This window comes from Microbulbifer discodermiae (assembly GCF_040742695.1).
Classification (GTDB): Bacteria; Pseudomonadota; Gammaproteobacteria; order Pseudomonadales; family Cellvibrionaceae; genus Microbulbifer.
On record NZ_JBFLAB010000008.1, the window covers coordinates 11,743 to 35,121 of the forward strand.

Sequence of the window (23,379 nt, forward strand, 5' to 3'; positions counted from 1 at the left end):
TAGTTAAACTTCTGCACTGTCGCGCGCATTCTTGTCCCTGTGCTCGCCGAAAAACAACAGCTCGATCACCAGCATGGCGGCACCGACACTGATAGCCATATCCGCCACATTGAAGACCGGGAAGTGCCAGCTATTGTAATACACGGAAATAAAGTCCCGCACATAACCCAGCATAACGCGGTCCCAGAGATTGCCCAGGGCCCCGCCGAGAATCAGCGCCAGCGCGCCGGACTCCCACCGCTTGGCCGGGGCGAGGCGCCACAGCCAGATACAGATGACCACACTGAAGCTCAGGGCCACCAGGCCGAACAGCCAGCGCTGCCAGCCGCCGGCATCGGCCAGGAAACTGAAGGCAGCACCGTAGTTTTCCGCATAGGTAAACCGCAGCAGCCCGGGAATTATCTGCTGCGGGGGGCCAAAGCGAAACTGCTCCACCGCCCACACCTTGGTGGCCACATCGAGCCCGATTACCACCAGGGCCAACAGGTACCAGCGCCAGGGGTGGGCGAACAAACTGAATCCCCTAGGCATAGTGCCGCTCCTCTCCCGCACCCACCACATTGTCCACGCAACGGGCGCAGATCTCCGGGTGTTCAGGGTCCACACCGACATCTGCGCGGTGGTGCCAGCAACGGACACACTTGGGGTGATCAACCCGGCGCGCATCCACTTTCAAACCCTCCAGTTCGGTGGCGTGGGCACCGGCCGCATCGCTCAGCCGCTCTACCGTAACCGAAGAGCAGATCAGCACGAAGCGCAATTCGTCCTCCAGCGCCACCAATTTCTCGCGCAGTGCGTCATCCGCGTACAGGACCACGCCTGCCTCCAGCGAACTGCCGATACTGCCGGCGCTGCGCTGCTCTTCCAACACCTTGTTAACCGCGGTTTTTACCTCGGCGATGGCAGCCCAGTAGTCCGCGTCCATATCGGTGTCCTGTGGGAGCTCCGGCAGCGGGTACCACTCCTGCAGAAAGACGCTGTCACTGCGCTCGCCGGGAATAAACCGCCACAATTCCTCCGCGGTGAAACTGAGAATCGGCGCCACCCAGCGGGTGAACGCCTGCACCAAATGGTAAAGCGCCGTCTGGGCGGAGCGGCGCGCGATACTGTCGGCCTGGGCGGTGTACTGGCGGTCCTTGATGATATCCAAATAGAAGCCACCCATGTCCACCACGCAGAAATTGTGCAGCTTCTGGTATATCTGGTGAAACTGATAGTCGTGGTAGGCGACGATAATCTCGTCCTGCAGTCGCGCGGCCCTGTCCAGCGCCCAGCGATCCAGCGCCAGCAGCTCGCCCTCCGGCAGCAGATGTTCGGCGGGGTCGAAGCCGGCCAGGTTGGACAGGAAAAAGCGCGCAGTGTTGCGCAGGCGGCGATAGGAGTCCGCGGTGCGCTTGAGAATTTCGTCCGACACTGCCATCTCGCCACTGAAATCGGTGGCCGCCACCCACAGGCGCAGCACATCGGCCCCCAGTTTATTGATCACCGCCTGGGGCGCGACCACATTGCCGATCGACTTGGACATCTTGCGCCCCTGGGCATCGACGGTGAAACCGTGGGTCAGCACCTGTTTGTAGGGCGCCGCATCGTTGATGGCGATGGATGTCTTCAGGGATGACTGAAACCAGCCGCGGTGCTGGTCGGAACCCTCCAGATAGAGGTCCGCAGGGAAACGCAACTCCTGGCGGCGCTCCAGCACTGCGAAATGGGTGACACCGGAATCAAACCAGACATCCAGGGTGTCGGTGACCTTTTGATACTGATCCGCCTCATCCCCCAGCAGGTCTGCAGGGTCAAGGTCGAACCATACATCCATTCCCTCTGCGTCGACGCGCTCCGCCACCCTGTCCATCAGCGCGGGGGTATCCGGGTGAAGTTCATGGGTCTCCCGGTGCACGAACAGGGCGATGGGCACACCCCAGGTACGCTGGCGGGAAATACACCAGTCCGGGCTGGCATCCAGCATGGCATCGATACGGGCCTTGCCCCAGGCGGGAATCCACTGCACCGCATCCGCCGCCTCGCGGGCGTGGGCCAGCAGGTCACTCTGCTGCATGCTCACAAACCACTGCGGCGTGGCGCGGTATATCAGCGGCGTCTTGGTCCGCCAGCAATGTGGATAGCTGTGCACCAGTTTGCTCTGGTGCAGTAAGACCCCTTTGTCTTTCAATAGCTGGACGATCTTCTCGTCCACCCGGTATACATGCTCGCCGGCAAACAGCGGCACCTTATCCCGGTAAACACCGTGATCGTCGATATAGTTGAGTGTCTCGATACCGTAGCGACCGCCCACGAGGAAATCGTCCGGGCCGTGATCCGGCGCTGTGTGCACACAGCCGGTGCCGGCGTCGGTGGTCACATGGTCGCCCAGGATAATGGGCAGTTCCCGGTCGTAAAAAGGGTGGTGGACCCTGCTGTGCTCCAGCGCCGCGCCGTGGATTCGGCCCACCACTTCGCCTTCCAGGCCGACACGGGCCAATACCGCATCCTTCAACGCCTCGGCAACAAGGATACGGCGGTCGCCGGTCTGCACTACCACATATTCCAGTTCCGCATTGACAGAGACCGCCTGGCTCGCGGGCAGGGTCCAGGGAGTCGTGGTCCAGATCACCACACTCAGCTGGCCGTCGCCGGCATGACCCCCCGCCGCATCGGCTATCGCCAGCGCAGTTTCATCGGTGACCGGGTAGCAGACATCGATGGAAAAGGAAGTCTTGTCCTGGTACTCCACCTCCGCCTCCGCCAGCGCTGAACCGCCGACCACGCTCCAGTAAACCGGCTTGAAGCCGCGCGCCAAATGCCCGTTCTGCACCAGGCGCCCGAGCGCGCGGATAATGTCACCCTCGAACGGATAGTCCATGGTGCGATAGAGGTTGTCCCAATCGCCAAACACCCCCAGCCGGACAAAATCCTTTTTCTGTCCCTCCACCTGTGTGGCGGCGTACTCGCGGCATTTCCGCCGAAACGTCTTGTGGTCGACCTTGACACCCGCCTTGCCGATTTTTTTCTCCACCCGGTGCTCGATGGGCAGGCCGTGGCAGTCCCAGCCGGGCACATAGGGAGCGTCAAAGCCGCTCAGGGTTTTCGACTTGACGATGATGTCTTTTAGGATCTTGTTAACAGAATGCCCGATATGGATATCGCCATTGGCATAGGGTGGGCCGTCGTGCAGGATAAACTGTTCGCGCCCGCTGCAGGCCGCGCGGATCTGTTCGTAGAGGTTGCTCTGCTGCCACTGCTTGAGAATCTCCGGTTCCCGCTGGGGCAGATTACCGCGCATGGGAAATCCGGTGTGGGGCAGATTCAATGTCGCTTTATAGTCGGTCATCGGGTGTCTACTTCGGTTCTAAGACTGGAAAAATTATCGGACATCTGCGCGTGCCAGCCGGACTCTTTTAGCCGCGCTGCAAAAACCAGTTCTGTGCGTCACGGATATCCCGGGCAATCTGCACTTTGAGCGCATCCAGGGAGTCGAACTTAACCTCGTCCCGCAGCTTGTGGCAGAAATCCACCGCCAGTTCGCGCCCGTATAGGTCGCCGTCAAAATCGAACAGGTTCACTTCCAGCAGCGGCCGGGCCCCTTCGCCTTCCACTGTCGGCCGAAAGCCCAGGTTGGCCACGCCATTGATACTGGCGCAGTCCGGTGCCAGTCCGCTGCCATCGGTGGCGCTTACCCGCACTGTGTACACACCCACCAGGGGTGAGCGGAAGCGGCGCAGGCGCAGGTTTGCGGTGGGTGCACCTAACTGCCTGCCCAGAGTGCGTCCGGGCGCCACCCGCCCGGTGATCCGGTAGGGCCTGCCAAGCAGTGCCCGGGCCAGCTCGAAATCCCCCCGCTCCAGCGCCGCGCGGATTCGGGTGCTGCTCACCCTGGCACCCCGGATTTCCACCGTGGCGGTATCCTCAACGGAAAAACCGGCCTCGGCCCCCAGTCGTTGCAACAGGCCATAATCCCCCCCGCGGTCACAACCGAAGCGGAAATCATCCCCCACCACCAGATGCCTGATTTGCAGGCCATCCACCAGTATTCGCCGGATAAACGCCTCGCCGCTGAGGCTGCGCAGGGTTTTGTTGAACTGCAGGCACAAAACCCGGTCCACGCCGGCGTCAAATAACGCCAGTACCTTTTCCTTGAAGCGCATCAGACGCGCCGGCGCCTTTGCCGCGGAAAAAAATTCGTGTGGCTGCGGCTCAAAGATGATCGCCACCGCCGGCACCTGATACTCGCGGGCGCGCCGGCGCAATTGTTCGATAATCGCCTGGTGGCCGCGGTGAACACCATCGAAGGAGCCTATCGTGGCCACACAGCCGCGATGGCGGGGGCGCAGATTGTGCAAACCGCAAATCAATTCGCGCGCGGAGGCCACCCTGGTCATCCCATCCTCACAAAAACAAGCGCCGCAGTATACCCGAATCCGCCGCCCCCATCAGCCATGCGCCAGGTCCCGGCCACTCAGCTGGCGGGGCGGAAGTGGCGTGCGCGCATGCCGCAGACCCACAGGGTGGCCAGGTAACAGGCGCCGCCCGCGACCACCATCACCCCCATGCGCCAGCATCGCTGCCACCAGGTCCACTCGGACCACTGTGGCCACAGGTACAGAAACAGCGCCAGCAGCGCCACCATCGCCAGATTGGCCAACAGCAACCGCACCAGAAAACCAATCCAGCCGGCTTCGGGCCGAAAGACGTCGTCCCGCCGCAGCCCCCGGTAAAGTAACCAGGCATTGACTGCGGCCTGGGCCGCAGTCGCCAGCGCCAGCCCCATATGGCCGAGCCGGAAATAGTGGTTCAGGGGAATGACAAAGGCGAGGCTGAGCACCATCTTGACGGAGATGGCAATCAAGCCGAATCGCACCGGCGTATAGGTATCCTGACGCGCGAAGTAGCCGGGAGCCAGAACCTTGATCAACATAAAGGCCAGCAATCCCAGGGCATAGGCCCGCAGGGACCAGGCCGCCATCTGCATATCCCAGGGTGTCATGCGACCGTACTGAAACAGAGTGGTCAGCAGCGGCTCCGCCAGTACCACCAGCGCGACCGCCGCCGGCAGCGAAATCAGGGTCACACAGCGCAGGGCCCAGTCCAGGGTGTGGCGGAAGCGCTGTGGGTCACCCGCCATATGCTGCCGGGAGAGGCTCGGCAATATCACCGTCGCCACCGCCACACCAAAGACCCCCAGCGGCAGCTCCGTGAGCCGGTCGGAAAAGTAGAGCCAGGAGATGCTGCCGGTGGGTAGGAAGGAGGCCAGCACCGTATCCAGCACCAGGCTGATCTGGGTGACAGACACCCCAAAGATGGCCGGACCCATCAGCCGCAGAATCTTGCGCACTCCCGGGTGGCTCCAGTCCCAGCGGGGGCGCGGCAGCAGCCCGGCGCGGATCAGGAAAGGCACCTGGAACAACAGCTGCACCACACCAGCCACCAGCACGCCCCAGGCCAGACCCATAATGGGTGGCTCGAACCAGCCGGTTGCCAATACCGCGGCGGCGATCAGTACCAGGTTCAGCAGTACCGGTGTCAGCGCTGGCACTGCGAAGCGGTCGAAGCTGTTGAGAACCGCCCCGGCAAATCCGGTCAGGGAGATCAGCATCAAATAGGGAAAGGTAATTCGCAGCATATCGGTGGCCAGGGCGAACTTTTCCCGCTCAGCGCCGTCCCACCACCAGCCGAATGCAAAAATACCCGCCACCAGAGGGGCGCACACCACACCAAATAAAGTGACCAGCAGCAGGGTGCCACCGAGCGACCCGGCGACACGGTCGTTGAGTGCCCGCGCAGCGGCAATACCCCCCTGCTGCCGGTACTCCGCCAGCACCGGCACAAAAGCCTGTGCGAAAGCCCCCTCGGCGAACAGGCGGCGGAAAAAATTGGGGATTTTGAAAGCGACAAAAAAGGCATCGGCAGCGGCACCGGCACCGGCAAATCGGGCGAACACTATGTCCCGCGCCAGCCCCATCACCCGCGAAAGCAACGTGGCGCCACTCACGACAGAGCTGCCGCGCAACAGCCCACTGGTGGATTTTTCCGGCGAAAGATCTTTGCTGGCGGCGGGTTGAGGCAAAACCGGGCTCCTGCACAGAGTGGAAAATGTGATGGCCGGCAAGTCTAACGCAATTTCGCCATCCCTCGGACCGCGATCGGCGCCGCGTTCACACTACTGGCGCCCGGCGGGGAAACTATACTCTGAGAGAGCTAGTGGCGCGCCACAACGGATTGTCGGCGTTCGGGAGATAAGGATGACCATCAACGCTTTGTTTATCGCTCTGGCGTTGGCCGCAGTGCTGTACATCGCCGTAGCCATGGGCCCGCGGCCGCAACGTGTGCGGGTGCGGATAGAGACCCCCGGCGATCGCCGCTACCACCGCCGGCGATAGGTTTTCGGCAGAACCTCGGGGCAGTGCCATATTTCACCACAATTGTCCCGGAATCTGCCCTGCTGACGCCATGTCAGCGCCTTCTTGCGCGCGTTAAATAAGACTCGACCGGGCCGCTGGGACAGGGCCCACCCGAGCAAACCGATTCGCAAGGAGAACAAAGATGAAAAAAGTATTGATGGCTATAGCCCTGGGTTCCGTTGTCACCACTGGTGCCCAGGCTGAAGAATTCCAGGGATCGAAATTCACCCCGGCCAAGCAGGCCACTGTATTTACCGGCGCCGCTGTCGCAGGGGCAGCCGTGGGTGGTCCGATCGGCTTCGTCGCCGGCGCCCTCGGTGGAGTCTGGCTCGGCGAACAGATAAGAGAGGCTGAAGAGGCAAACATGCTGGCATCACTATTGGCAGAGAGCCACAATGAATTAAGCGACCTGGCCCAACAATTGGACGCAGCGCGGCTGTCGGCCAGCGACGCCAGCCAAATGGCGGTTGATTCCCTCCAATTCCAGATACTCTTCACCACCGGCGACGATCAGCTGCAGGAAGTCCAGTTGCGTCAGTTGAGCGCCCTGGCGGACTTTCTCAAGCGCCACCAGCAGCTGCACGTGAAGCTGGAGGGGCGCGCCGATCCCCGCGGCAGTGACGGCTACAACAATGTGCTGTCGGACCAGCGCGCCCTGAGCGTGCAGAGAGCGCTGGAGGCAAATGGTGTAGATTCCACGCGGATCAGCCGCAATGCCCTGGGCGCCACCTACTCGACCGCGCATCGCGGCGACCTGGACGCCTACGCCATGGAGCGCCGGGTGGACCTGCTGTTTCACCTGCCGGACAGCGTCGCCGGCAACCTCTAGCGGGTTGTTGAGAGGGCCCTGCGGGGCTTCTCTCGACCCGGGTCAGCGGCAAATGCCCGCACCTGCCCTCCTCCACCGGGCGCCCCTGTGCGCCCTAGCAGGCTGTTGAAATTCGAAGAATTTCGACGCCTGGTACCGGAATATGGATGTTCCGGCAAAATCGACGACGCCTAACTCGTTGATTTTGGGAGAAAAGTGAAAATCACATTTTTCGCTTTTCGTGTTTTGAAACAGGCAGGATGCCTTTTTCAACAACCTGTTAGAGTTTGGATTTGGACGAATTTGCGGCATCATGTGTCAACCGCAGATTCCGCCAGCCACAGGCCTTCCCCCGAGCACCATGACCGCCACCATAGCCATAGTCGAAGACGAAGTTGCCATCGCCGAGAATTACCGCGACGCCCTGCGCCGCAGCGGCTACGCAGTCAACCTCTACACCTCCCGTCCGGAAGCGCTGGAAGCCTTCCACCGGCGGCTGCCGGACCTGGCGATCATCGACGTAGGCCTCGGCGCGGAGATTGAAGGCGGCTTTGAACTCTGCCGGGAACTGCGCGCCATGGCACCCGGTCTGCCAATCCTCTTCCTCACCGCGCGCGACTCGGAACTGGATATCATTTCCGGCCTGCGCCTGGGAGCCGACGACTATCTCACCAAGGATATCTCCCTCCCCCATATGCAGGCGCGCATCAACGCTCTGCTGCGCCGTGTGACGACACTAAGGGATGGCAGCGAGGCAAGCGAAACCCTGTCCCAGGGCGGGCTGGCGCTGGATATCTCACGGCTGCTGTGCCTCTGGAAGGGAGCGCCGGTAGACCTCACCGTCACCGAGTTCTGGATAGTCCACGCACTGGCCAGGCGGCCCGGACACGTGAAATCCCGCAGCCAGCTGATGGAGGCTGCGCGCGTGGTCCTGGACGACAACACCATTACCTCCCACATCAAGCGTATCCGGCGCAAGTTCCAGGCGCTCGACAGCGAATTCGATGCCATAAGTACCGCTTACGGCATGGGGTACCGCTGGCAGTCCCCATGACCTGTGGGAGCCCGCCACCGTGAAGCTGCGCCGCCAACTGACCCTCGTCAGCCTCGCCGCCCTGGCCCTGCCCTGGGCCGGCTGCCAGTATCTGCGCCAGGTGGACGACGCCCTGGCGGCGGGGCAGATGCAGGCGCTGAAGGCAACCGCAAACGCGGTGGCGGCGCGGCTGGCCAGCGCCCCTCAACTGATCGCCCCGGACTCCGGGCGATTGGGACGGCCCGATGGCGCCCAGCTCTATCTGCACCCATTGCCACACTCTCCAAGGCTGGATGGCTACGGTGACGAATGGCGCTCCTGGGGCCTGCCGCCGCAACCCATCACCGCGACCGACGGCACCGCCAGTGCCCAGGTAACCCTCGGACGGTCCGGTGAGCAGGTATACCTGTTGCTGACCGTGGCGGACGAGACCCATCGCTATCACGACCCCCGCACCGGCCTTCCAGCAAGCGGCGATACAGTGGAACTGAGTATGGACGGCCAGCGCTACCTGCTGCCGGTGGCCAGCCAGGGACCTGTCCGCGCCCTGCGGCACAGGCCGCGCCGGGGGGACTATCAGCGCGAACTGCGCCTGCGCGGGCGCTGGACCTCGGGCCCCGACGGCTATCAACTGGAGCTGGCCATCCCCTATGCACTCACCGCCGGGGAACTTGCGATCACTGCCCTCGACCGCCACAACAGCGATGGAGGCCTCCCGGCGAGGATCGCATCCACCCTGCCGGCGGACGGCGTGCCCGGCAGGCTGGTGGAGCCGCTGCCGCAACTCGAGGCTGAAATCCGCCACTTTGCCCGCCCGCACCTGCGCCTGGCGGTTGTGGACCGGGAAGGCTTTCTCCTCGCCAGCAGCGGCAGTCTCGACCCGGGCCCGGAGCCATCCCAGAACCAGCACTGGCTGCGCCGGTGGATCACCCGCAGTCTCCTGGCCCGTGAGCCGCTGCAGCGGCTGCCGGCCGGGGCACTGCCTGAGGCACTGAGCCTAAACCGAACCACAACAAGCCAGTGGTTTGCCGACGACAGTGCCGAGCGCGTAGGCGCGGCCAGCGTGCCGGTGATCACCCGCGCGGACGATATCGTGGAGAGACCTCTGCTGGGGCGGGTAATCGCCATGCAGTCGGGCGCGGCCATGCAGTCCCTGACCGACTCGGCGGCGCGGCAGCTGTGGCTGATCACCTGCGCCACCGCGGGGGCGGCGCTGCTGATATTGCTTGGCTATGCAAACTGGCTGTCCTGGCGGATCCGGCGCCTGCACCGGGCCGCGGGCAATGCGGTGGACGCCAGCGGCAAACTGCGCGGCAACTTTCCCCCCGCGCGACTGAACGATGAACTGGGAGCCCTGAATCGCGCCTTTGCCAAGCTGCTGGCGGAGCTGGATCACTACCACCAGTATTTGCGCACCCTGGCCGGCAAGCTGTCCCACGAGCTGCGCACACCGCTGGCGGTGGTGCGCTCGTCGCTGGACAACCTGCACGCCGGGGAGCTGGACGAGCCTGGCCGCCGCTATGCCCAGCGCGCCATGGAGGGCGGTGAACGCCTGTCGGGAATTCTCAACAGTCTGGCCGCCGCCAGCAACCTGGAGGCGAGCATCCAGCAGGCGGAACGGGAGGAGTTCGACCTGGGAGACCTGCTCGATGTGCTCAGCCATAGCTATCGGGACGCCAAACCCAGCCACCGCTTCAGCCTCACACGGCCGCCGGGAAACCTGCATTACTACGGCGCACCGGAGCTGCTGGCGCAACTGCTGGACAAACTGGTGGACAATGCCTGTAGTTTCGCCCCCGCAAACAGCGAAATCCGGCTCACTGTCGCCAGCGAGCGGGCCGACTACGCCATATCGGTGGACAACGAGGGTCCGCCGCTGCCGGCGGGCTACGACCAAAAGCTGTTCGACTCATTGGTATCGGTGCGCAGCGGCGGTGGCAGAGAGGGGCACCTGGGCCTGGGACTGCATATAGCGCGGCTGATCGCAGAGTTTCACCAGGGCCGCCTACAGGCCCAGAACCGCGAGGACGGCAGCGGTGTGGTGTTTACCCTTTTCCTGCCGGTGGATTGATGCCCGGTATCAGCCGGGGCCCGGCGCAGTTGACAAACAAGCGATGCTGGGGATAATGTCGCGTCCCGATCGGGCCATGGCCCGTCAGTGACAGCGATTTACAGATTCCAACAGGAGCAACCGGTGGCCAATTCACCTCAAGCGAAGAAACGCGCGCGCCAGAACGACAAGCGCCGCAAGCACAATGCCAGCCTGCGCTCCATGGTGCGCACCTACATCAAGAAGGTAGTTGCGGCCATCGATGCAGGTGACGTGGAAAAAGCCAAGACCGCTTATGCAGAAGCGGTGCCGGTCATCGACCGTATGGCCGACAAGGGCATTATTCACAAGAACAAGTCCGCCCGTCACAAGAGCCGCCTGAACGCACAGATCAAGGCTCTGGCCGCTTAATCCCGTTGCACAGGCGGATAAAAAACCCCGCTCCGGCGGGGTTTTTTATTGGGACCTATTCGATCAGGTTCTCACCCCCATCCTCCAGCTGCCGGGGACGCTGCCAATAGCTGAACTGCGGCGTCCAGTCCTGCTCGCCCAGGCCGGCGAGACCCAACAGACTCCACATGGCGCAGTAAATATCGCCGGGACCGAAGACACAGCTGTTTTTACGGTAAACCCTGTCCCCTTCGCGCTCGTACAGCACGGCACCGGGCATATTGTCGGCTCCGGCGGACACCGACTGCTCCCTCAGGTAGGTGCCGCCACCGTGGGAGGCGAGCCGGAACCGCCACCCGCGGCCACTGGCGAAACAGCGCTGAAGCTCCGGGGGGTCTTTGGACACCAGGGCCAGCGACACTACCGACTCCAGGTGTGGCACCAGGCCGTTGAAACCGTCCGCCCACAGAGTGCAGTAGCGACAGCCCTGCCCCATATTGTGGATCAGCAACAGCTTGTCACGGCCGGCGAAGAGATCGCGCAGTGTCACCTGACCGCCCAGGGTGGTGAAGGTGTAATCCGGCACTGCCGCACCCCGATAGTCGCGCCGCAAGGCCACCAGCTTTTTCTGCAGCTCCCCCAGCTGCCGTTCCACCTGTTGGATTTCTTCCAGTGTGCTCATGCGGGCCTCCCGATGCCGTCAGCCAAACGAACCCACAGCCTAACCGGGAATAGGGCCGGGCCGCACCGGCGCAGACATCTTTAGGCGCCTTTTTACACATAAGGAAAGGATATTATGGACCTGGCCCGCGTAGCGGAGCGATCAAAGCAATATCAGATTGTCCCGGTGAATCAACTCGTCATCGTCGCGGTAACCCAGCAATTCGGCAAACCGCTCTGACGGCTTCCCCATGATACGGGCGGTTTCGCTGCTGTCGTAGTTCACCAGCCCGCGGGCTATCTCGCTGCCGTCGGCACTGCAGCAGGCGACCAGGTCGCCGCGCTGGAAGCGGCCCTCCACTGCACTGACGCCCACCGGCAGCAGACTGCGGCCACCGACCCGCAGCGCCGCTTCGGCACCGGCGTCCAGCAGCAGCCGGCCGCGCACCTGCAACTGCCCTGCGAGCCAGCGTTTGCGCGCCGTAAGCGGGTCTGCCTCGGGCAGCAGTAGAGTACCCAGCGGCTCGCCGGCGCAGATACGGGTTATAACCTCTGCGCCGGCACCTCCGGCAATCACCGTGCAGGCGCCGGAGCGCGCAGCCAATTGCGCCGCCCGCACCTTGGTGGCCATGCCGCCGCGCCCGAGACCGCTGCGTGAGCCCCCCGCCACCGCCATCAGCGCCGGGTCGGCGGCGGAGCCCTCGGGGATCAGTTCGGCACTGGGGTCATCGCGCGGGTCCCGGCTGAAGAGCCCCTCCGCATCGGTCAAAATCAGCAGTGCGTCCGCCTCCACCAGGTTGGCCACCAGGGCCGCCAGGGTGTCATTGTCACCAAAGCGAATCTCGTCGGTGACCACAGTGTCATTTTCGTTGATAACCGGCACCACCCCCAGCGACAGCAGAGTGCGCAGGGTACTGCGGGCATTGAGATAGCGGGTGCGATTGGAGAGATCGTCGTGGTCCAGCAGTATCTGCGCTGTGCTGCGCTCAAAGCGGCCGAACGCCTGCTCGTAAAGCTGCACCAGATGGCTCTGACCCACCGCTGCGGCGGCCTGCAATCGGTGGATGGATTCGGGCCGCCGGCGCCAGCCGAGCCGGTCCATACCGGCGGCCACCGCCCCGGATGAAACCAGCAGCACCTCCGCGCCACCACTGCAGAGCGCCGCGATCTGCGCTGCCCAGTTCAGAATCGCCTGGTGGTCTACACCGCGGCCATTGTCGGTCAGCAGCGCGCTGCCGATCTTGATCACCCAGCGCCGGCTGGCGGCCAGCTGTTGCCGAACTTGCACTCACTCCCTCCATTGGGCCCGGGTTAGCGGGGATGTAACCAACCGGGCCGCGACCCGGAGTCATTGATTATTGGCGATATTCTACGTCGACATCACCGTCGTCGCTCCAGTCCTCGTCATCCCCCTCCGCCCGGGTGGCCTTGCGCCTGACCCGCTGTTCCCGACGCAGCTGCTCGATGCGCTCCCGCGCCTCCCGCTGCATCAGGCGCTGGGACTCCAGTTCCGCAGCGGCCAGGTCGGGATCTGCCTCTTCCGCATCCCTGCGCCCCTCCAAATAGTCCATCAGCGCTCCGGCCAGTGCATCGGTGCCCTCCTTGCGGATGGCGGCGACACGAAACACCGGTCCATGCCAGTCCAGGGATTCAACTATGGCATTGCAGCGGGCATCCAGTTCGGCGGCGGGCACCAGGTCCGTCTTATTCAGCACCAGCCAGCGTTCGCGCCCGGCCAGGGTGGGACTGAAAGATTCCAGTTCGCGCTCTATGCCCCGGGCGTTCTCGACCGGATCGGAACCATCAAAGGGCGCCAGGTCCACCAGGTGCAGCAGCACGCGGCAGCGCGTCAGATGCTTGAGAAAACGAATACCGAGACCCGCGCCCTCCGCCGCACCCTCGATCAGGCCGGGAATATCCGCAATCACAAAACTGCGGTACCGCTCAACCTGCACCACCCCCAGGTTCGGCACCAGAGTGGTAAACGGGTAGTTTGCGACCTTGGGCTTGGCGGCGGATACGGCGCGAATGAACGTGGACTTACCGGCATTGGGAAGCCCCAACAGGCCCACATCCGCCAGCACTTTCAACTCCAGCTTCAGCTGGCGCTCCTCACCCGGCGTGCCATTGGAGGTCTGTCGCGGCGCCCGGTTGGTGCTGGATTTGAAACGGGTGTTGCCCAAACCGTGGAAACCGCCCTGCGCCACCAGCAGGCGCTGGCCATGCCCGGTGATGTCACCGATGGTCTCGCCGGTATCAACGTCGATCACCGTCGTGCCCACCGGCACCTTCAGCTCCAGGTCCTCGCCCTTGGCACCGGTGCAGTTGCGCCCCCGGCCCGGCTCGCCACTGGCGGCGCTGTAGCGGGGCTGATAGCGGTAGTCCACCAGGGTGTTGAGTGCATCGTCGGCAACCAGATACACGGATCCACCGTCGCCGCCATCACCACCGTCGGGGCCGCCCTTCTCGACGAACTTCTCCCGGCGAAAGCTCAGGCAGCCGTTGCCGCCTTTACCCGCCTGCACATGAATGGGCGCCTCGTCGACAAATTTCATCTTCTCTCCACCAGCCCGAGCGGCTGCGCTGTTTCTAGCAGGTTGTTGAAAAAGGCATCCTGCCTGTTTCAAAACACGAAAAGCGAAAAATGTGATTTTCACTTTTCTCTCAAAATCAACGACTTAGGCGTCGCCGATTTTGCCGGAACATCCATATTCCGGTAGCAGGCGTCGAAATTCTTCGAATTTCAACAGCCTGCTAGGACCTGCTCACAATGACTGAGTGTGAACAGGTCCCGGGGAGTGTAATCCCTACCCACAAGCCATGCAGCGCCTCGCCGCCATAAAACGAAAAAGCCCCGCACAGGGCGGGGCTTTGCCATCGGCCGAAGTACCGCTCAGGCAGTTTCGATGGAAACGTACTTGCGCTTGTTGGGGCCCTTGACCTCGAACTTCACTACACCGTCCGCAGTGGCGAACAGAGTGTGATCCCGGCCTATGCCAACGTTGACGCCGGCGTGGAACCTGGTACCGCGCTGACGCACGATGATGTTGCCTGCCAGGACAGACTGGCCGCCAAAGCGCTTCACGCCCAGGCGTTTACTTTCGGAATCGCGACCGTTGCGCGTACTACCGCCAGCTTTCTTGTGTGCCATGAGTCGTTACTCCTCTGTTATGCCTCGATACCAGTGATTTTCACCTCAGTGAACCACTGGCGGTGGCCCTGACGCTTCATGGAGTGCTTGCGGCGGCGGAACTTGATGATTTTCACCTTCTCGCCGCGGCCGTGGCTGACCACTTCCGCAGTCACTTTAGCACCGTCTACCACCGGGGCACCGATGTTGACCTTATCGCCGTCGACCACCATCAGCACCTTGTCAAAGCCGATGGTTTCACCGGTGGCCACTTCCAGCTTTTCCAGGCGAAGCACCTCGCCCTCTTCCACACGGTGCTGCTTGCCACCGCTTTCGATAACAGCGTACATATCTCTATGCTCCAAAATGGACGACACGAAGCAGCGGGCCGACCCCGGAACCGGGAAGTCACTACCTCGCATTTTGGGAGCTTGCGCCGTTTGTTTAACCTTAACACCGCTGCTGGGCAAAAGAGAGCCAGCCAAACGGGGCGCAGATTCTAATCAATTCACAGGGTTGATACAATAGCGCCCCGCCACCACTGGGGTCGCGCCTGCCGGGCAGTATAAGGAATTTTTGCATGTTGTCGTTTCACCGGGTTGCCGCCGAAGATTTCACTGCGGTCAATCAGCGCATTCTGTTGCAGCTGCACTCCGACGTGCCCCTGGTTGAAAATATCGGCCACTACCTGGTCGAGGCGGGCGGCAAGCGCCTGCGGCCTCTGCTGGTACTGCTCTGTGCCAGAGCCTGCGGCTACCGGGGTGACCGCCACATCGACCTGGCCACCATCATCGAGTTCATTCACACCGCCACCCTGCTGCACGACGACGTCGTGGATGTCTCGGAGCGCCGCCGCGGCCGCCTCACAGCCAACGCCAAGTGGGGCAATGCCCCCGCCGTGCTGGTGGGTGACTTCCTGTATTCCCGGGCCTTCCAGATGATGGTGGCGCTGGACGACATGGACATAATGGCGGTGCTGTCCAACACCACCAACACCATCGCCGAAGGCGAGGTACAGCAACTGGTGAACGCCGGCAATCCCGGGGTCAGCGAAGCCAATTATCTCACCGTGATCCACAAGAAAACCGGCGCCCTGTTTGAGGCGGCCTGCGAAACTGCGGCAGTGCTGTCCGGCTGCACGACCGAGGAACGCAATGCGCTGAAGCTATACGGCCGCCATCTGGGGCTGGCCTTCCAACTGGTGGACGACGCCCTCGACTACCGCGGCGATCCGGAGGAACTGGGCAAAAACGTGGGCGATGACCTGGCGGAGGGCAAGCCAACCCTGCCCCTTATCTATACCATGGCCAGGGGCAGCGCCGCGCAGGCCGCGCTGGTGCGCGACGCCATCGAGCGGCGCAGTGCCGACAGACTCAGTGAAATTGTTGCGGCCATAGACGCCTGCGGTGCCTTGGATTACACCCTGGAGCAGGCCCGCAACGCGGTCGACCAGGCCAGAAACCAACTGGGCTTTCTGCCCCCGGGGGACCATAAAACGGCGCTGCAGCAGCTCGCCAGCTTTGCGGTGGAGCGCAGTGTCTAGGGTCTGTTCACACCAACTGAGCTGGCCCTGTTGTGACCGCTTTTTCGATGGGGCCGCGTATCAAGCCCGGATCAGCTGCAGCAGCTCCTGGGTCTTGGCTTCCATCAGCGCCCTGTCCCCCCGGGACTCGACATTGAGGCGCACCACCGGCTCCGTATTGGACATCCGCAAATTGAAACGCCAGCGGGGGAAAGCGACACTGAGTCCATCCACGTGGTCCACGGCTTCCGCCCCAGGCGCGTATTTCTCCTCAACCGCACGCAACAGCGCCCCGGCGTCGCTCACCCTGGAATTGATCTCCCCCGAACAGGGAAAAGCCTCCATGCGTTCGCTAACCAGGTCCGACAGGGACTTGCCGGTACGGCTGACCAATTCCGCCACCAGAAGCCAGGGAATCATGCCGCTGTCACAGTAGGCGAAGTCGCGGAAGTAGTGATGGGCGCTCATCTCGCCACCGTAGATGGCGTCCTCCCTGCGCATACGCTCCTTGATAAAGGCGTGGCCGGTTTTGCTCTGCACCGGCTCACCGCCGGTAGAGCGCACTATATCTTCGGTATTCCAGGTCAGGCGGGGGTCGTGCACCACCCTGGCGCCCCTGTGTTTGAGCAGGAAACTTTCGGCCAGCAGGCCGACCACGTAATAGCCCTCGATAAATGCGCCCTTCTCATCGAAGAAAAAACAGCGGTCGAAGTCGCCGTCCCAGGCGATACCGAAATCGGCGCCACTGGCCCGCACGGCCTCGGCGGTGGAGCCGCGATTTTCCGGCAGTAGCGGGTTGGGAATACCGTTGGGGAAACTGCCGTCCGCCTCGTGGTGTACACGTACAAATTCAAACGGCAGCTGCGGCGCCAGCGCATCCACCACCGCTCCAGCTCCCCCATTGCCGGCGTTGACCACCAGCTTGAGGGGCTTTAGCGCTGCCCGGTCCACATAGCCCAGCAGGTGCCGGACAAAATCGTCGCGGTGGGCATAGGGGTGCAATTCGCCCCGGCGCTCCACAGAGGGGAAGGCATTGAGTTCGGCCAGCTGCCTGATTTCGTCGAGACCACTGTCACCACTGATGGGGCGGCTGCCGGCGCGCACGAACTTCATGCCGTTGTAGTCCATCGGATTGTGACTCGCGGTGACACAGATGCCGCCGTCGAAGTGGCCGTGGAAAGTGGCGAAGTAGACCTCCTCGGTACCGCATTCGCCGATGTGATAGACATCGGCACCGGCATCCCGCAGCCCTTCCACCAGCGCTTCGGTCAATTCCGGGCTGGTGAGACGGATATCGTGTCCAACCACTACACGGCGCGCAGTGAGAAACTGGGCAAAGGCCCGCCCGACCCGATAGGCCACATCGGCATTCAGCTCATCGGGCACACGGCCCCGCAGGTCGTAGGCTTTGAAGCAGCTCAGCTCTGACATTTATAAACCGCTTTTTGCACGATTATCGCTTTGCCGGCTCTGCCTGAGCCGGCAGATAGACATGCTCATAGACGTGGTTGGTAGCCTCGACAAAGCCGTCCACGGAACCGCAGTCGAAGCGGCGCCCCACAAACCGGTAGGCCAGCACACAGCCCCGCTGCGCCTGAGTGAGCAGGGCGTCGGTGATCTGTACCTCGCCATTTTTACCCGGCGGTGTCTCGCGGATCAGCTCAAAGATATCCGGAGTCAGAATGTAGCGGCCGATGATCGCCATATTGCTCGGCGCCGCTTCCGCGGCCGGTTTCTCCACCATATCGGTGACCTGGTACAGGCCCGGCTTGATCTCATTACCGGCGATAACACCGAATTTGTGAATCTGGTCCCGCGGCACCTCTTCGACAGCGACAATACTGCAGCGGAACTGCTTGTAGAGCTGTACCATCTGCGCCAATACACCGCGTTCCGCGTTCAGGCAGAGGTCGTCGGCCAGCACTACGGCAAAGGGTTCATCCCCCACCAGGCGCTGCCCCTGCAAAATGGCGTCCCCCAGCCCGCGCATTTCCCCCTGGCGGGTGTAGGAGAAACTGGCCCGGTCGATGACATAGCGCACCGAGTCCAGGTAGCGCTCCTTGCCGGTGCCAGCAATCTGGTGTTCGAGTTCAAAATTGGTGTCGAAATGATCTTCGATGGCCCTTTTGCCGCGGCCAGTCACGAAGCCAATCTCATTGATCCCCGCCTCGATGGCCTCCTCAACGCCGTACTGCACCAGCGGTTTGTTGACCAGCGGCAGCATCTCCTTGGGCATGGCCTTGGTGGCGGGCAGAAAGCGGGTGCCGTAGCCGGCGACCGGAAACAGGCATTTCTTTAACATTTTGATCCCCAACAAACGATCCCTGCCGACGCTTTGCCGCGCCGGGCGGGCAACTTAGCACAAAATAACGGCGCTGTTCACCTGTGGGAAGGGCCCCATAGGCGGAAAATTCGTCTTTGGCACCGTAGGCATTTGCGGCAGCCAACCCCCGCAATCTAGTCAGCAGCGCCCGTGCAAACCGCAAAAGACAGGTGGCCGACTGGACAAGGACCCACCATTATTTAGAATGCCCGCTCTTACAAAAACGTCCACTCAGTGTGACGTGATCACCCAGAAACGGGAACAAAATGAGTAATTTCGTTCAGAAAAGCAGTTATAGCCGTGATGAATTGCTTGCCTGCTCACGCGGGGAGATGTTCGGCCCCGGCAACGCCCAGTTGCCTGCACCCAATATGCTGATGCTGGACCGCATCACCCATATCTCCAAAGATGGCGGCGCCCACGGCAAGGGTGAATTGATCGCCGAACTGGATATCCACCCGGACCTGTGGTTCTTCGAGTGCCACTTCCCCGGCGACCCGGTGATGCCCGGCTGCCTCGGCCTGGATGCCATGTGGCAGTTGCTGGGCTATTTTCTCGCCTGGAAAGGCAACCCGGGCCGCGGCCGTGCCCTCGGCTGTGGCGAGGTGAAGTTCACCGGCCAGATCTTACCCACCGCGAAAAAGGTCTCCTACCATATCCAGATGAGCCGCCTGGTTGAGCGCAAACTGGTGATGGGAATCGGCGACGGCTCAGTGTCTGTGGACGGCCGCGAGATTTATACGGCCAAGGATCTGCGCGTAGGGCTATTCACCCGTACGGACAATTTTTAACCCGGTGGCAAATACAACCGGGGACAATAACAGCGTAAACTGCCAGGAAGCTTAAACGGAGACCAGTATGCGTCGGGTTGCTATTACCGGAATGGGGATCACATCCTGCATTGGCGCCAATCTGGAGGCGGTCACCGCCTCACTGAAGAATGGCTGCAGCGGCATCACAGCCGATGAGGAATACCGCGAACTGGGCCTGCGCAGCCAGGTCTCCGGCAAGGTTGAGATCGACTTCAAGGAACATATCGATCGCAAGCACCTACGCTTTATGGGGGATTCCGCCGCCTACGCCTATATCGCCATGCAGGAAGCCATCCGCACTTCCGGCCTCGAGGAGAGCGACATTTCCAATCCGCGCAGCGGCATTGTCATGGGCTCCGGCGGCACATCCACCGCGGCGATCATTGACGCTGCGCAGACACTGAAAGACAAGGGAGTGCGCCGCGTCGGCGCCTTCCGGGTGCCCCAGGTGATGGGCAGTACCGTCTCCGCCTGTCTCGCCACCCCCTTCAAGATCAAGGGGGTCAACTACAGTATCTCCTCCGCCTGCGCCACCAGTGCACACTGTATCGGCAACGGCGCCGAGCTGATCCAGATGGGCAAGCAGGACATCGTCTTTGCCGGCGGCGGCGAAGAGCTGGCCTGGAGCCTGACCCACCTGTTTGATGCCATGGGTGCCCTGTCCAGCAAATATAACGGCACGCCGGAGAAGGCATCGCGCCCCTACGATGCGGACCGCGACGGCTTTGTCATCGCCGGCGGCGGCGGCTGTCTGGTGCTGGAGGAGATGGAACATGCGAAAGCCCGCGGCGCCACCATCTACGCCGAATTGACCGGCTATGGCGCCACTTCGGACGGCTACGACATGGTCGCCCCCAGCGGCGAGGGCGCGGTGCGCTGTATGCAGCAGGCCCTGGCCGGCGCTGACGGAAGGGGCCTGGAAGGACCTGTGGACTACATCAATACCCACGGTACCTCGACCCCCGTCGGTGACGTGGCGGAGCTGCGGGCGATGCGCGAAGTCTTCGGCGATCAGGTACCGGCATTCGCCTCCACCAAATCCCTCACCGGCCACTCCCTGGGTGCGGCGGGGGTCCAGGAAGCCATCTACTGCCTGCTGATGATGCAGAATGATTTCATCGCCGCCTCGGCCAATGTGGAAAACCGGGATGAGGCCGCGGCCGGTATGGACCTGGTGACCGAGCTGCGCAGCACGAAAATCCACCGCGCCCTGTCAAACAGCTTCGGTTTTGGGGGCACCAACGCCAGCCTGGTGTTCGACAAGATCTGAGCTGGCAGCTGTGCTTTCCGGCGCATCGGCGCCGGGCGGAGTGTCTGTTTTTTTTGCGCAACCGGTGTCAGGGCCTGTTCACACTAAATGAGCTGGCCCTAGGTGTCACTCCCACCTTTGTGATCCGCCGCCAGCCGCTCCAGCCATAACTCCACCTGTCGCGTCAGGCCCTGGCGCCAGCTGCGCTGCTGAATTCCGAAGACATCCCGCAGCCTGCCACAGTCCAATACCACACTGCTTCCGGCTTCCGCTCCCGGCAGGGCCTGGAGTCCGGCACTAAACCCCTCTTCGTAGAAAGACTGCGCGCGCTCCTCCACCTCCCGGGCAAACTCCATCGCCGTACAACTGTCGGCGGCGCCGTAATGGTAGATACCGGTGGTCGGCGCGCCGCTGGCAAGCTGCTGCACCATTGCAGTGACCACTCGGCCCAGGTCGAAAAGCGTTACCGGGCTGCCCAGCGCCTTGTCGTCCAAGGACACCGACTGGCGACTGGTCAAGCCGCGCAGAATACGCCCCAGCAGAGCGCTGTCGCTGCGATCCACCATCCAGCCCAGGCGCAACACAGTGCTGTGCCGGTGGCTCCCCAGGGCTTGCTCACAAGCCAGCCACTGGGTGCCCACCTCGCTTTTCGGTTGTGGCTCGTCGTCTTCGTAGTAGCGCTTTCGCGCCCGGCCGGGGAACACCCGGTAGGAAGAGAGATGCAGAATTGCCTGGTCACCGCGGTTTGCCAGGTAGCGGCAGGCCGCGAGTGCCGCAGGCAGCTCCCGGCTCCCGGCACAGCCGGCGGCATTGATCACCAGGGAAGTCCGGCGCAGCTTGTCGACTTGTGCCGGGGAAAATAGTTTGACGCGAAAACCCGCCCGCTGCAGCCGCTTTTGCAAGGTACTGTCGACCTCGTTGCCGGCGCCAATAATATCTACCGCATCCGACTGCAGCCCCTGATGGTCCCTCACTGTCCCCGATCGACCTTAAAAGGGAATATCGTCGTCGAAGCTGTTGTCGAAGCCGCCCGCAGGAGCCGGTTTGGGGGCCTGGCCGGAGGGCTGGTTGGCAGATGGTGCCGTAGGCGCCGAGCTGCGCCCCTGGTTATAGGGGTCCGGCTGCCCCCCCTGAGAATAGCCGTCGCCCGGCTGCTGGTCATAACCCTGGCCGTAGCCGCCCTGCTCGCCACCCCGGCTGTCGAGCATCTGCATTTCACTGGCGACCACCTCGGTAGAGTAGCGGTCCTGCCCGGTATTCTTGTCCTGCCACTTGCGGGTGCGCAGGGAGCCCTCTACATAGACCTTGCTGCCTTTGCGCAGGTACTCGCCGGCGATTTCCGCCAGGCGGTTGAAAAACACCACCCGGTGCCACTCGGTGCGCTCCTGCTGCTGGCCACTCTGCTTGTCCTTCCAGGACTCGGAAGTGGCGAGAGAGACGTTGGTGACAGCGCCACCACTGGGCATATAACGGGTCTCCGGGTCTCCGCCCAGATTGCCGATCAGAATGACTTTATTGATACCCCTGGCCATAGCCCTCTCCTTCATCACCCGGACGGTGCCGGGATTGTCGTTGTGCAAATTAAAAGGTTCGATCGCGCCGTCGGTAGGGCGCCACTGGCGCAAAACGCAAACCAGTGTATTTTTATCCAGCAGGATACAACAGTCGCCGCATCACTGCCCAGCGCCAGGGCCTGCCTGGGGTTCCCGGCGCAGCGACCACCAGAGGCAGCCCCACAGTAGTACCACAACCAGTCCCAGCAGTGCGACCGCCGCTGCGCCGCCCTGGCCATAGAGATAGCCACCCAGGCTGCCGCCGACAAAAGCGCCAAAAAACTGCAGTGTGGCGTAAAGGCCTGAGGCGGCACCTCTGGCCCGCTCCGGGGCGCCGCGTGTCAGCTGGGCCGGCAGCAGCGCCTCCAGCAGGTTAAACGAGATGAAAAATACCACCAGCAGCGCGACCAGCAGCCAGGCGCCGCCGGTGACCAGGGCCAGACTCCCCGCTGCAAGTCCCGCTAATGCCACTCCCATGGCCATGGGCACGCGGCCGCGGCGCTCCGCCAGGCGCATCAGCGGCAACATCGCCACAAACGAGCCCAGCATCAGCGGGGCATACAGTTTCCAGTGTTCCGCACCGGGCAAGCCGAGCTGTGCCACAACCACAAGCGGCAGCGGCACGAACAGGGCGGTCAACAGCAAGTGTGAGAAAAACACACCGCTCACCAGCTGCCAGGTCTCACCGCTTTGCAGCAGCTGGCGAAAGTCGCCGCGATAAACACGCTGGCGGGGCCTGGTGGCCGGGGTCGGCACCAGCCGCCACAACAACAGCATGCCCAGCAGCGCCAGCACCGCGGTCAGCCAGAAAATCGCCTGCAGGCCGCCGGCGCCAGCCAGTAGCGGACCCAGAATTACTGCCAGCATAAACGCCAGACCGATGGCGGCACCGATAGCCGCCATTGCCTTGCCGCGATTCTCATCCCGGGTCAGGTCTGCCATCAGCGCCATGGTCGCCGCGGCTATGGCACCACAGCCCTGCAGCGCCCGCCCGGCAATGAGGCCGTACACAGAATCCGTCTGTGCCGCCAGCAAACTGCCGGCGGCAAACAGAGTCAGGCCGGCGTAGATCACCGGCTTGCGCCCCCAGCGGTCGGACAGCACTCCCAGCGGTACCTGCAGCAGTGCCTGGCTCAGCCCATAGACCCCCAGGGCCAACCCCAGCAGCGCCGGAGTGCTGTGGCGGTAGCCGGTCCCGTACACCGACAGTACCGGCAACACCATAAACAGCCCGAGCATGCGGAACACATACAGGGCGGCCAGACCGGCGAGGGCGCGACGTTCGGTGGAATTCATGAGTTGCGTGGGACAGCTTAATCCGGCGCGCATTGTACCAGCGCTGGGGGCACAGGTGGATAAATAATCTGCACCACAGCGACGACGGACACGGGGGTTTGGTCCGCCTGGCTGCCAGCTTATACTTGACCGTTTTCCGCCAGCCAGCACAGGACCAA

The 23,379-nt window shown here is 62.7% G+C and carries 22 protein-coding genes; 8 read left to right on the forward strand and 14 right to left on the reverse strand.

Annotated features, from left to right (window positions below; all coding sequences use genetic code 11):
• Positions 1 to 3: 3 nt before the first annotated feature.
• From lspA to murJ, 4 genes are all read right to left on the reverse strand, one after another.
• A complete protein-coding gene (gene lspA, locus AB1S50_RS04600; protein ID WP_367149293.1) occupies positions 4 to 531 on the reverse strand; it encodes a signal peptidase II in 528 nt (175 codons plus the stop codon).
• Positions 524 to 3,328, reverse strand: a complete 2,805-nt coding sequence (gene ileS / locus AB1S50_RS04605; protein ID WP_367149294.1) for an isoleucine--tRNA ligase — start codon at positions 3,326 to 3,328, stop codon at positions 524 to 526. The genes lspA and ileS overlap by 8 nt, the downstream gene beginning before the upstream one ends.
• 67 nt (positions 3,329 to 3,395) lie before the next feature.
• A complete protein-coding gene (ribF, locus tag AB1S50_RS04610; protein ID WP_367149295.1) occupies positions 3,396 to 4,376 on the reverse strand; it encodes a bifunctional riboflavin kinase/FAD synthetase in 981 nt (326 codons plus the stop codon).
• A gap of 77 nt (positions 4,377 to 4,453) precedes the next feature.
• A complete protein-coding gene (murJ, locus tag AB1S50_RS04615) occupies positions 4,454 to 6,061 on the reverse strand; it encodes a murein biosynthesis integral membrane protein MurJ (RefSeq protein ID WP_367149296.1) in 1,608 nt (535 codons plus the stop codon).
• A gap of 175 nt (positions 6,062 to 6,236) precedes the next feature.
• Here murJ and AB1S50_RS04620 point away from each other — a divergent pair, with 175 nt between their 5' ends.
• The 5 genes from AB1S50_RS04620 (at position 6,237) to rpsT (ending at position 10,697) form a co-directional block, all read left to right on the forward strand.
• A complete protein-coding gene (locus tag AB1S50_RS04620; protein WP_367149297.1) occupies positions 6,237 to 6,374 on the forward strand; it encodes a hypothetical protein in 138 nt (45 codons plus the stop codon).
• A 163-nt stretch (positions 6,375 to 6,537) separates the two neighbouring features.
• A complete protein-coding gene (locus tag AB1S50_RS04625) occupies positions 6,538 to 7,224 on the forward strand; it encodes an OmpA family protein (RefSeq protein ID WP_367149298.1) in 687 nt (228 codons plus the stop codon).
• A 340-nt stretch (positions 7,225 to 7,564) separates the two neighbouring features.
• Positions 7,565 to 8,257, forward strand: coding sequence for a proteobacterial dedicated sortase system response regulator (gene pdsR / locus AB1S50_RS04630; RefSeq protein WP_367149299.1), 693 nt, complete (start codon positions 7,565 to 7,567; stop codon positions 8,255 to 8,257).
• Between the two features lie 19 nt (positions 8,258 to 8,276).
• On the forward strand, positions 8,277 to 10,307 hold the full coding sequence (locus tag AB1S50_RS04635; RefSeq protein ID WP_367149300.1) for an ATP-binding protein: 2,031 nt from the start codon (positions 8,277 to 8,279) through the stop codon (positions 10,305 to 10,307).
• Between the two features lie 123 nt (positions 10,308 to 10,430).
• Positions 10,431 to 10,697, forward strand: a complete 267-nt coding sequence (rpsT, locus tag AB1S50_RS04640; RefSeq protein ID WP_367149301.1) for a 30S ribosomal protein S20 — start codon at positions 10,431 to 10,433, stop codon at positions 10,695 to 10,697.
• A 55-nt stretch (positions 10,698 to 10,752) separates the two neighbouring features.
• On the opposite strand, the gene AB1S50_RS04645 is transcribed toward rpsT, so the two are convergent.
• The 5 genes from AB1S50_RS04645 to rplU all read right to left on the reverse strand — a co-directional run bounded on the left by AB1S50_RS04645 (position 10,753) and on the right by rplU (position 14,816).
• Positions 10,753 to 11,358 (reverse strand): DUF899 family protein, encoded by a 606-nt coding sequence (locus AB1S50_RS04645; RefSeq protein WP_367149302.1) that lies wholly within the window; start codon positions 11,356 to 11,358, stop codon positions 10,753 to 10,755.
• A 141-nt stretch (positions 11,359 to 11,499) separates the two neighbouring features.
• Positions 11,500 to 12,624 carry a glutamate 5-kinase gene (proB, locus tag AB1S50_RS04650; protein WP_367149303.1) on the reverse strand — a complete coding sequence of 375 codons (1,125 nt, stop codon included), beginning with the start codon at positions 12,622 to 12,624 and terminating at the stop codon, positions 11,500 to 11,502.
• A gap of 67 nt (positions 12,625 to 12,691) precedes the next feature.
• On the reverse strand, positions 12,692 to 13,891 hold the full coding sequence (gene cgtA / locus AB1S50_RS04655) for an Obg family GTPase CgtA (protein WP_367149304.1): 1,200 nt from the start codon (positions 13,889 to 13,891) through the stop codon (positions 12,692 to 12,694).
• Between the two features lie 338 nt (positions 13,892 to 14,229).
• Positions 14,230 to 14,487: a 50S ribosomal protein L27 gene (gene rpmA, locus AB1S50_RS04660; RefSeq protein ID WP_367149305.1), complete on the reverse strand. Its 258-nt coding sequence runs from the start codon at positions 14,485 to 14,487 to the stop codon at positions 14,230 to 14,232.
• Positions 14,488 to 14,504: 17 nt separating this feature from the next.
• On the reverse strand, positions 14,505 to 14,816 hold the full coding sequence (rplU, locus tag AB1S50_RS04665; RefSeq protein ID WP_367149306.1) for a 50S ribosomal protein L21: 312 nt from the start codon (positions 14,814 to 14,816) through the stop codon (positions 14,505 to 14,507).
• Positions 14,817 to 15,046: 230 nt separating this feature from the next.
• Between rplU and AB1S50_RS04670 the strand changes: the two genes are divergently transcribed.
• Positions 15,047 to 16,009: a polyprenyl synthetase family protein gene (locus AB1S50_RS04670; RefSeq protein WP_367149307.1), complete on the forward strand. Its 963-nt coding sequence runs from the start codon at positions 15,047 to 15,049 to the stop codon at positions 16,007 to 16,009.
• A gap of 60 nt (positions 16,010 to 16,069) precedes the next feature.
• On the opposite strand, the gene AB1S50_RS04675 is transcribed toward AB1S50_RS04670, so the two are convergent.
• Positions 16,070 to 17,419, reverse strand: coding sequence for a phosphohexomutase domain-containing protein (locus AB1S50_RS04675; RefSeq protein ID WP_367149308.1), 1,350 nt, complete (start codon positions 17,417 to 17,419; stop codon positions 16,070 to 16,072).
• A 22-nt stretch (positions 17,420 to 17,441) separates the two neighbouring features.
• Positions 17,442 to 18,290, reverse strand: a complete 849-nt coding sequence (galU, locus tag AB1S50_RS04680; protein WP_367149309.1) for a UTP--glucose-1-phosphate uridylyltransferase GalU — start codon at positions 18,288 to 18,290, stop codon at positions 17,442 to 17,444.
• Positions 18,291 to 18,577: 287 nt separating this feature from the next.
• Here galU and fabA point away from each other — a divergent pair, with 287 nt between their 5' ends.
• Complete coding sequence (gene fabA, locus AB1S50_RS04685) at positions 18,578 to 19,102, forward strand: 3-hydroxyacyl-[acyl-carrier-protein] dehydratase FabA (RefSeq protein WP_367149310.1); 525 nt, start codon at positions 18,578 to 18,580, stop codon at positions 19,100 to 19,102.
• A gap of 67 nt (positions 19,103 to 19,169) precedes the next feature.
• Complete coding sequence (fabB, locus tag AB1S50_RS04690; protein WP_367149311.1) at positions 19,170 to 20,393, forward strand: beta-ketoacyl-ACP synthase I; 1,224 nt, start codon at positions 19,170 to 19,172, stop codon at positions 20,391 to 20,393.
• A gap of 98 nt (positions 20,394 to 20,491) precedes the next feature.
• Here fabB and AB1S50_RS04695 read toward each other — a convergent pair whose 3' ends face one another.
• From AB1S50_RS04695 to AB1S50_RS04705, 3 genes are all read right to left on the reverse strand, one after another.
• A complete protein-coding gene (locus AB1S50_RS04695; RefSeq protein ID WP_367149312.1) occupies positions 20,492 to 21,346 on the reverse strand; it encodes a sugar nucleotide-binding protein in 855 nt (284 codons plus the stop codon).
• Positions 21,347 to 21,361: 15 nt separating this feature from the next.
• Positions 21,362 to 21,904, reverse strand: a complete 543-nt coding sequence (gene ssb, locus AB1S50_RS04700) for a single-stranded DNA-binding protein (protein ID WP_367149389.1) — start codon at positions 21,902 to 21,904, stop codon at positions 21,362 to 21,364.
• A 141-nt stretch (positions 21,905 to 22,045) separates the two neighbouring features.
• Entirely contained in the window at positions 22,046 to 23,221 is a 1,176-nt protein-coding gene (locus AB1S50_RS04705) for an MFS transporter (RefSeq protein ID WP_367149313.1), read from the reverse strand.
• Positions 23,222 to 23,379: the final 158 nt, after the last annotated feature.

Bases quoted from the DNA above. Each gene is read 5' to 3' on its own strand.
- galU (WP_367149309.1), bottom strand. From the start codon at position 18,290: ATGTTAAAGAAATGCCTGTTTCCGGTCGCCGGCTACGGCACCCGCTTT.
- cgtA (WP_367149304.1), bottom strand. From the start codon at position 13,891: ATGAAATTTGTCGACGAGGCGCCCATTCATGTGCAGGCGGGTAAAGGC.
- fabA (WP_367149310.1), top strand. From the start codon at position 18,578: ATGAGTAATTTCGTTCAGAAAAGCAGTTATAGCCGTGATGAATTGCTT.
- ileS (WP_367149294.1), bottom strand. From the start codon at position 3,328: ATGACCGACTATAAAGCGACATTGAATCTGCCCCACACCGGATTTCCC.
- pdsR (WP_367149299.1), top strand. From the start codon at position 7,565: ATGACCGCCACCATAGCCATAGTCGAAGACGAAGTTGCCATCGCCGAG.
- AB1S50_RS04675 (WP_367149308.1), bottom strand. From the start codon at position 17,419: ATGTCAGAGCTGAGCTGCTTCAAAGCCTACGACCTGCGGGGCCGTGTG.
- AB1S50_RS04625 (WP_367149298.1), top strand. From the start codon at position 6,538: ATGAAAAAAGTATTGATGGCTATAGCCCTGGGTTCCGTTGTCACCACT.
- rplU (WP_367149306.1), bottom strand. From the start codon at position 14,816: ATGTACGCTGTTATCGAAAGCGGTGGCAAGCAGCACCGTGTGGAAGAG.
- ribF (WP_367149295.1), bottom strand. From the start codon at position 4,376: ATGACCAGGGTGGCCTCCGCGCGCGAATTGATTTGCGGTTTGCACAAT.
- ssb (WP_367149389.1), bottom strand. From the start codon at position 21,904: ATGGCCAGGGGTATCAATAAAGTCATTCTGATCGGCAATCTGGGCGGA.
- AB1S50_RS04670 (WP_367149307.1), top strand. From the start codon at position 15,047: ATGTTGTCGTTTCACCGGGTTGCCGCCGAAGATTTCACTGCGGTCAAT.
- fabB (WP_367149311.1), top strand. From the start codon at position 19,170: ATGCGTCGGGTTGCTATTACCGGAATGGGGATCACATCCTGCATTGGC.
- AB1S50_RS04705 (WP_367149313.1), bottom strand. From the start codon at position 23,221: ATGAATTCCACCGAACGTCGCGCCCTCGCCGGTCTGGCCGCCCTGTAT.
- rpmA (WP_367149305.1), bottom strand. From the start codon at position 14,487: ATGGCACACAAGAAAGCTGGCGGTAGTACGCGCAACGGTCGCGATTCC.
- AB1S50_RS04620 (WP_367149297.1), top strand. From the start codon at position 6,237: ATGACCATCAACGCTTTGTTTATCGCTCTGGCGTTGGCCGCAGTGCTG.
- AB1S50_RS04645 (WP_367149302.1), bottom strand. From the start codon at position 11,358: ATGAGCACACTGGAAGAAATCCAACAGGTGGAACGGCAGCTGGGGGAG.
- lspA (WP_367149293.1), bottom strand. From the start codon at position 531: ATGCCTAGGGGATTCAGTTTGTTCGCCCACCCCTGGCGCTGGTACCTG.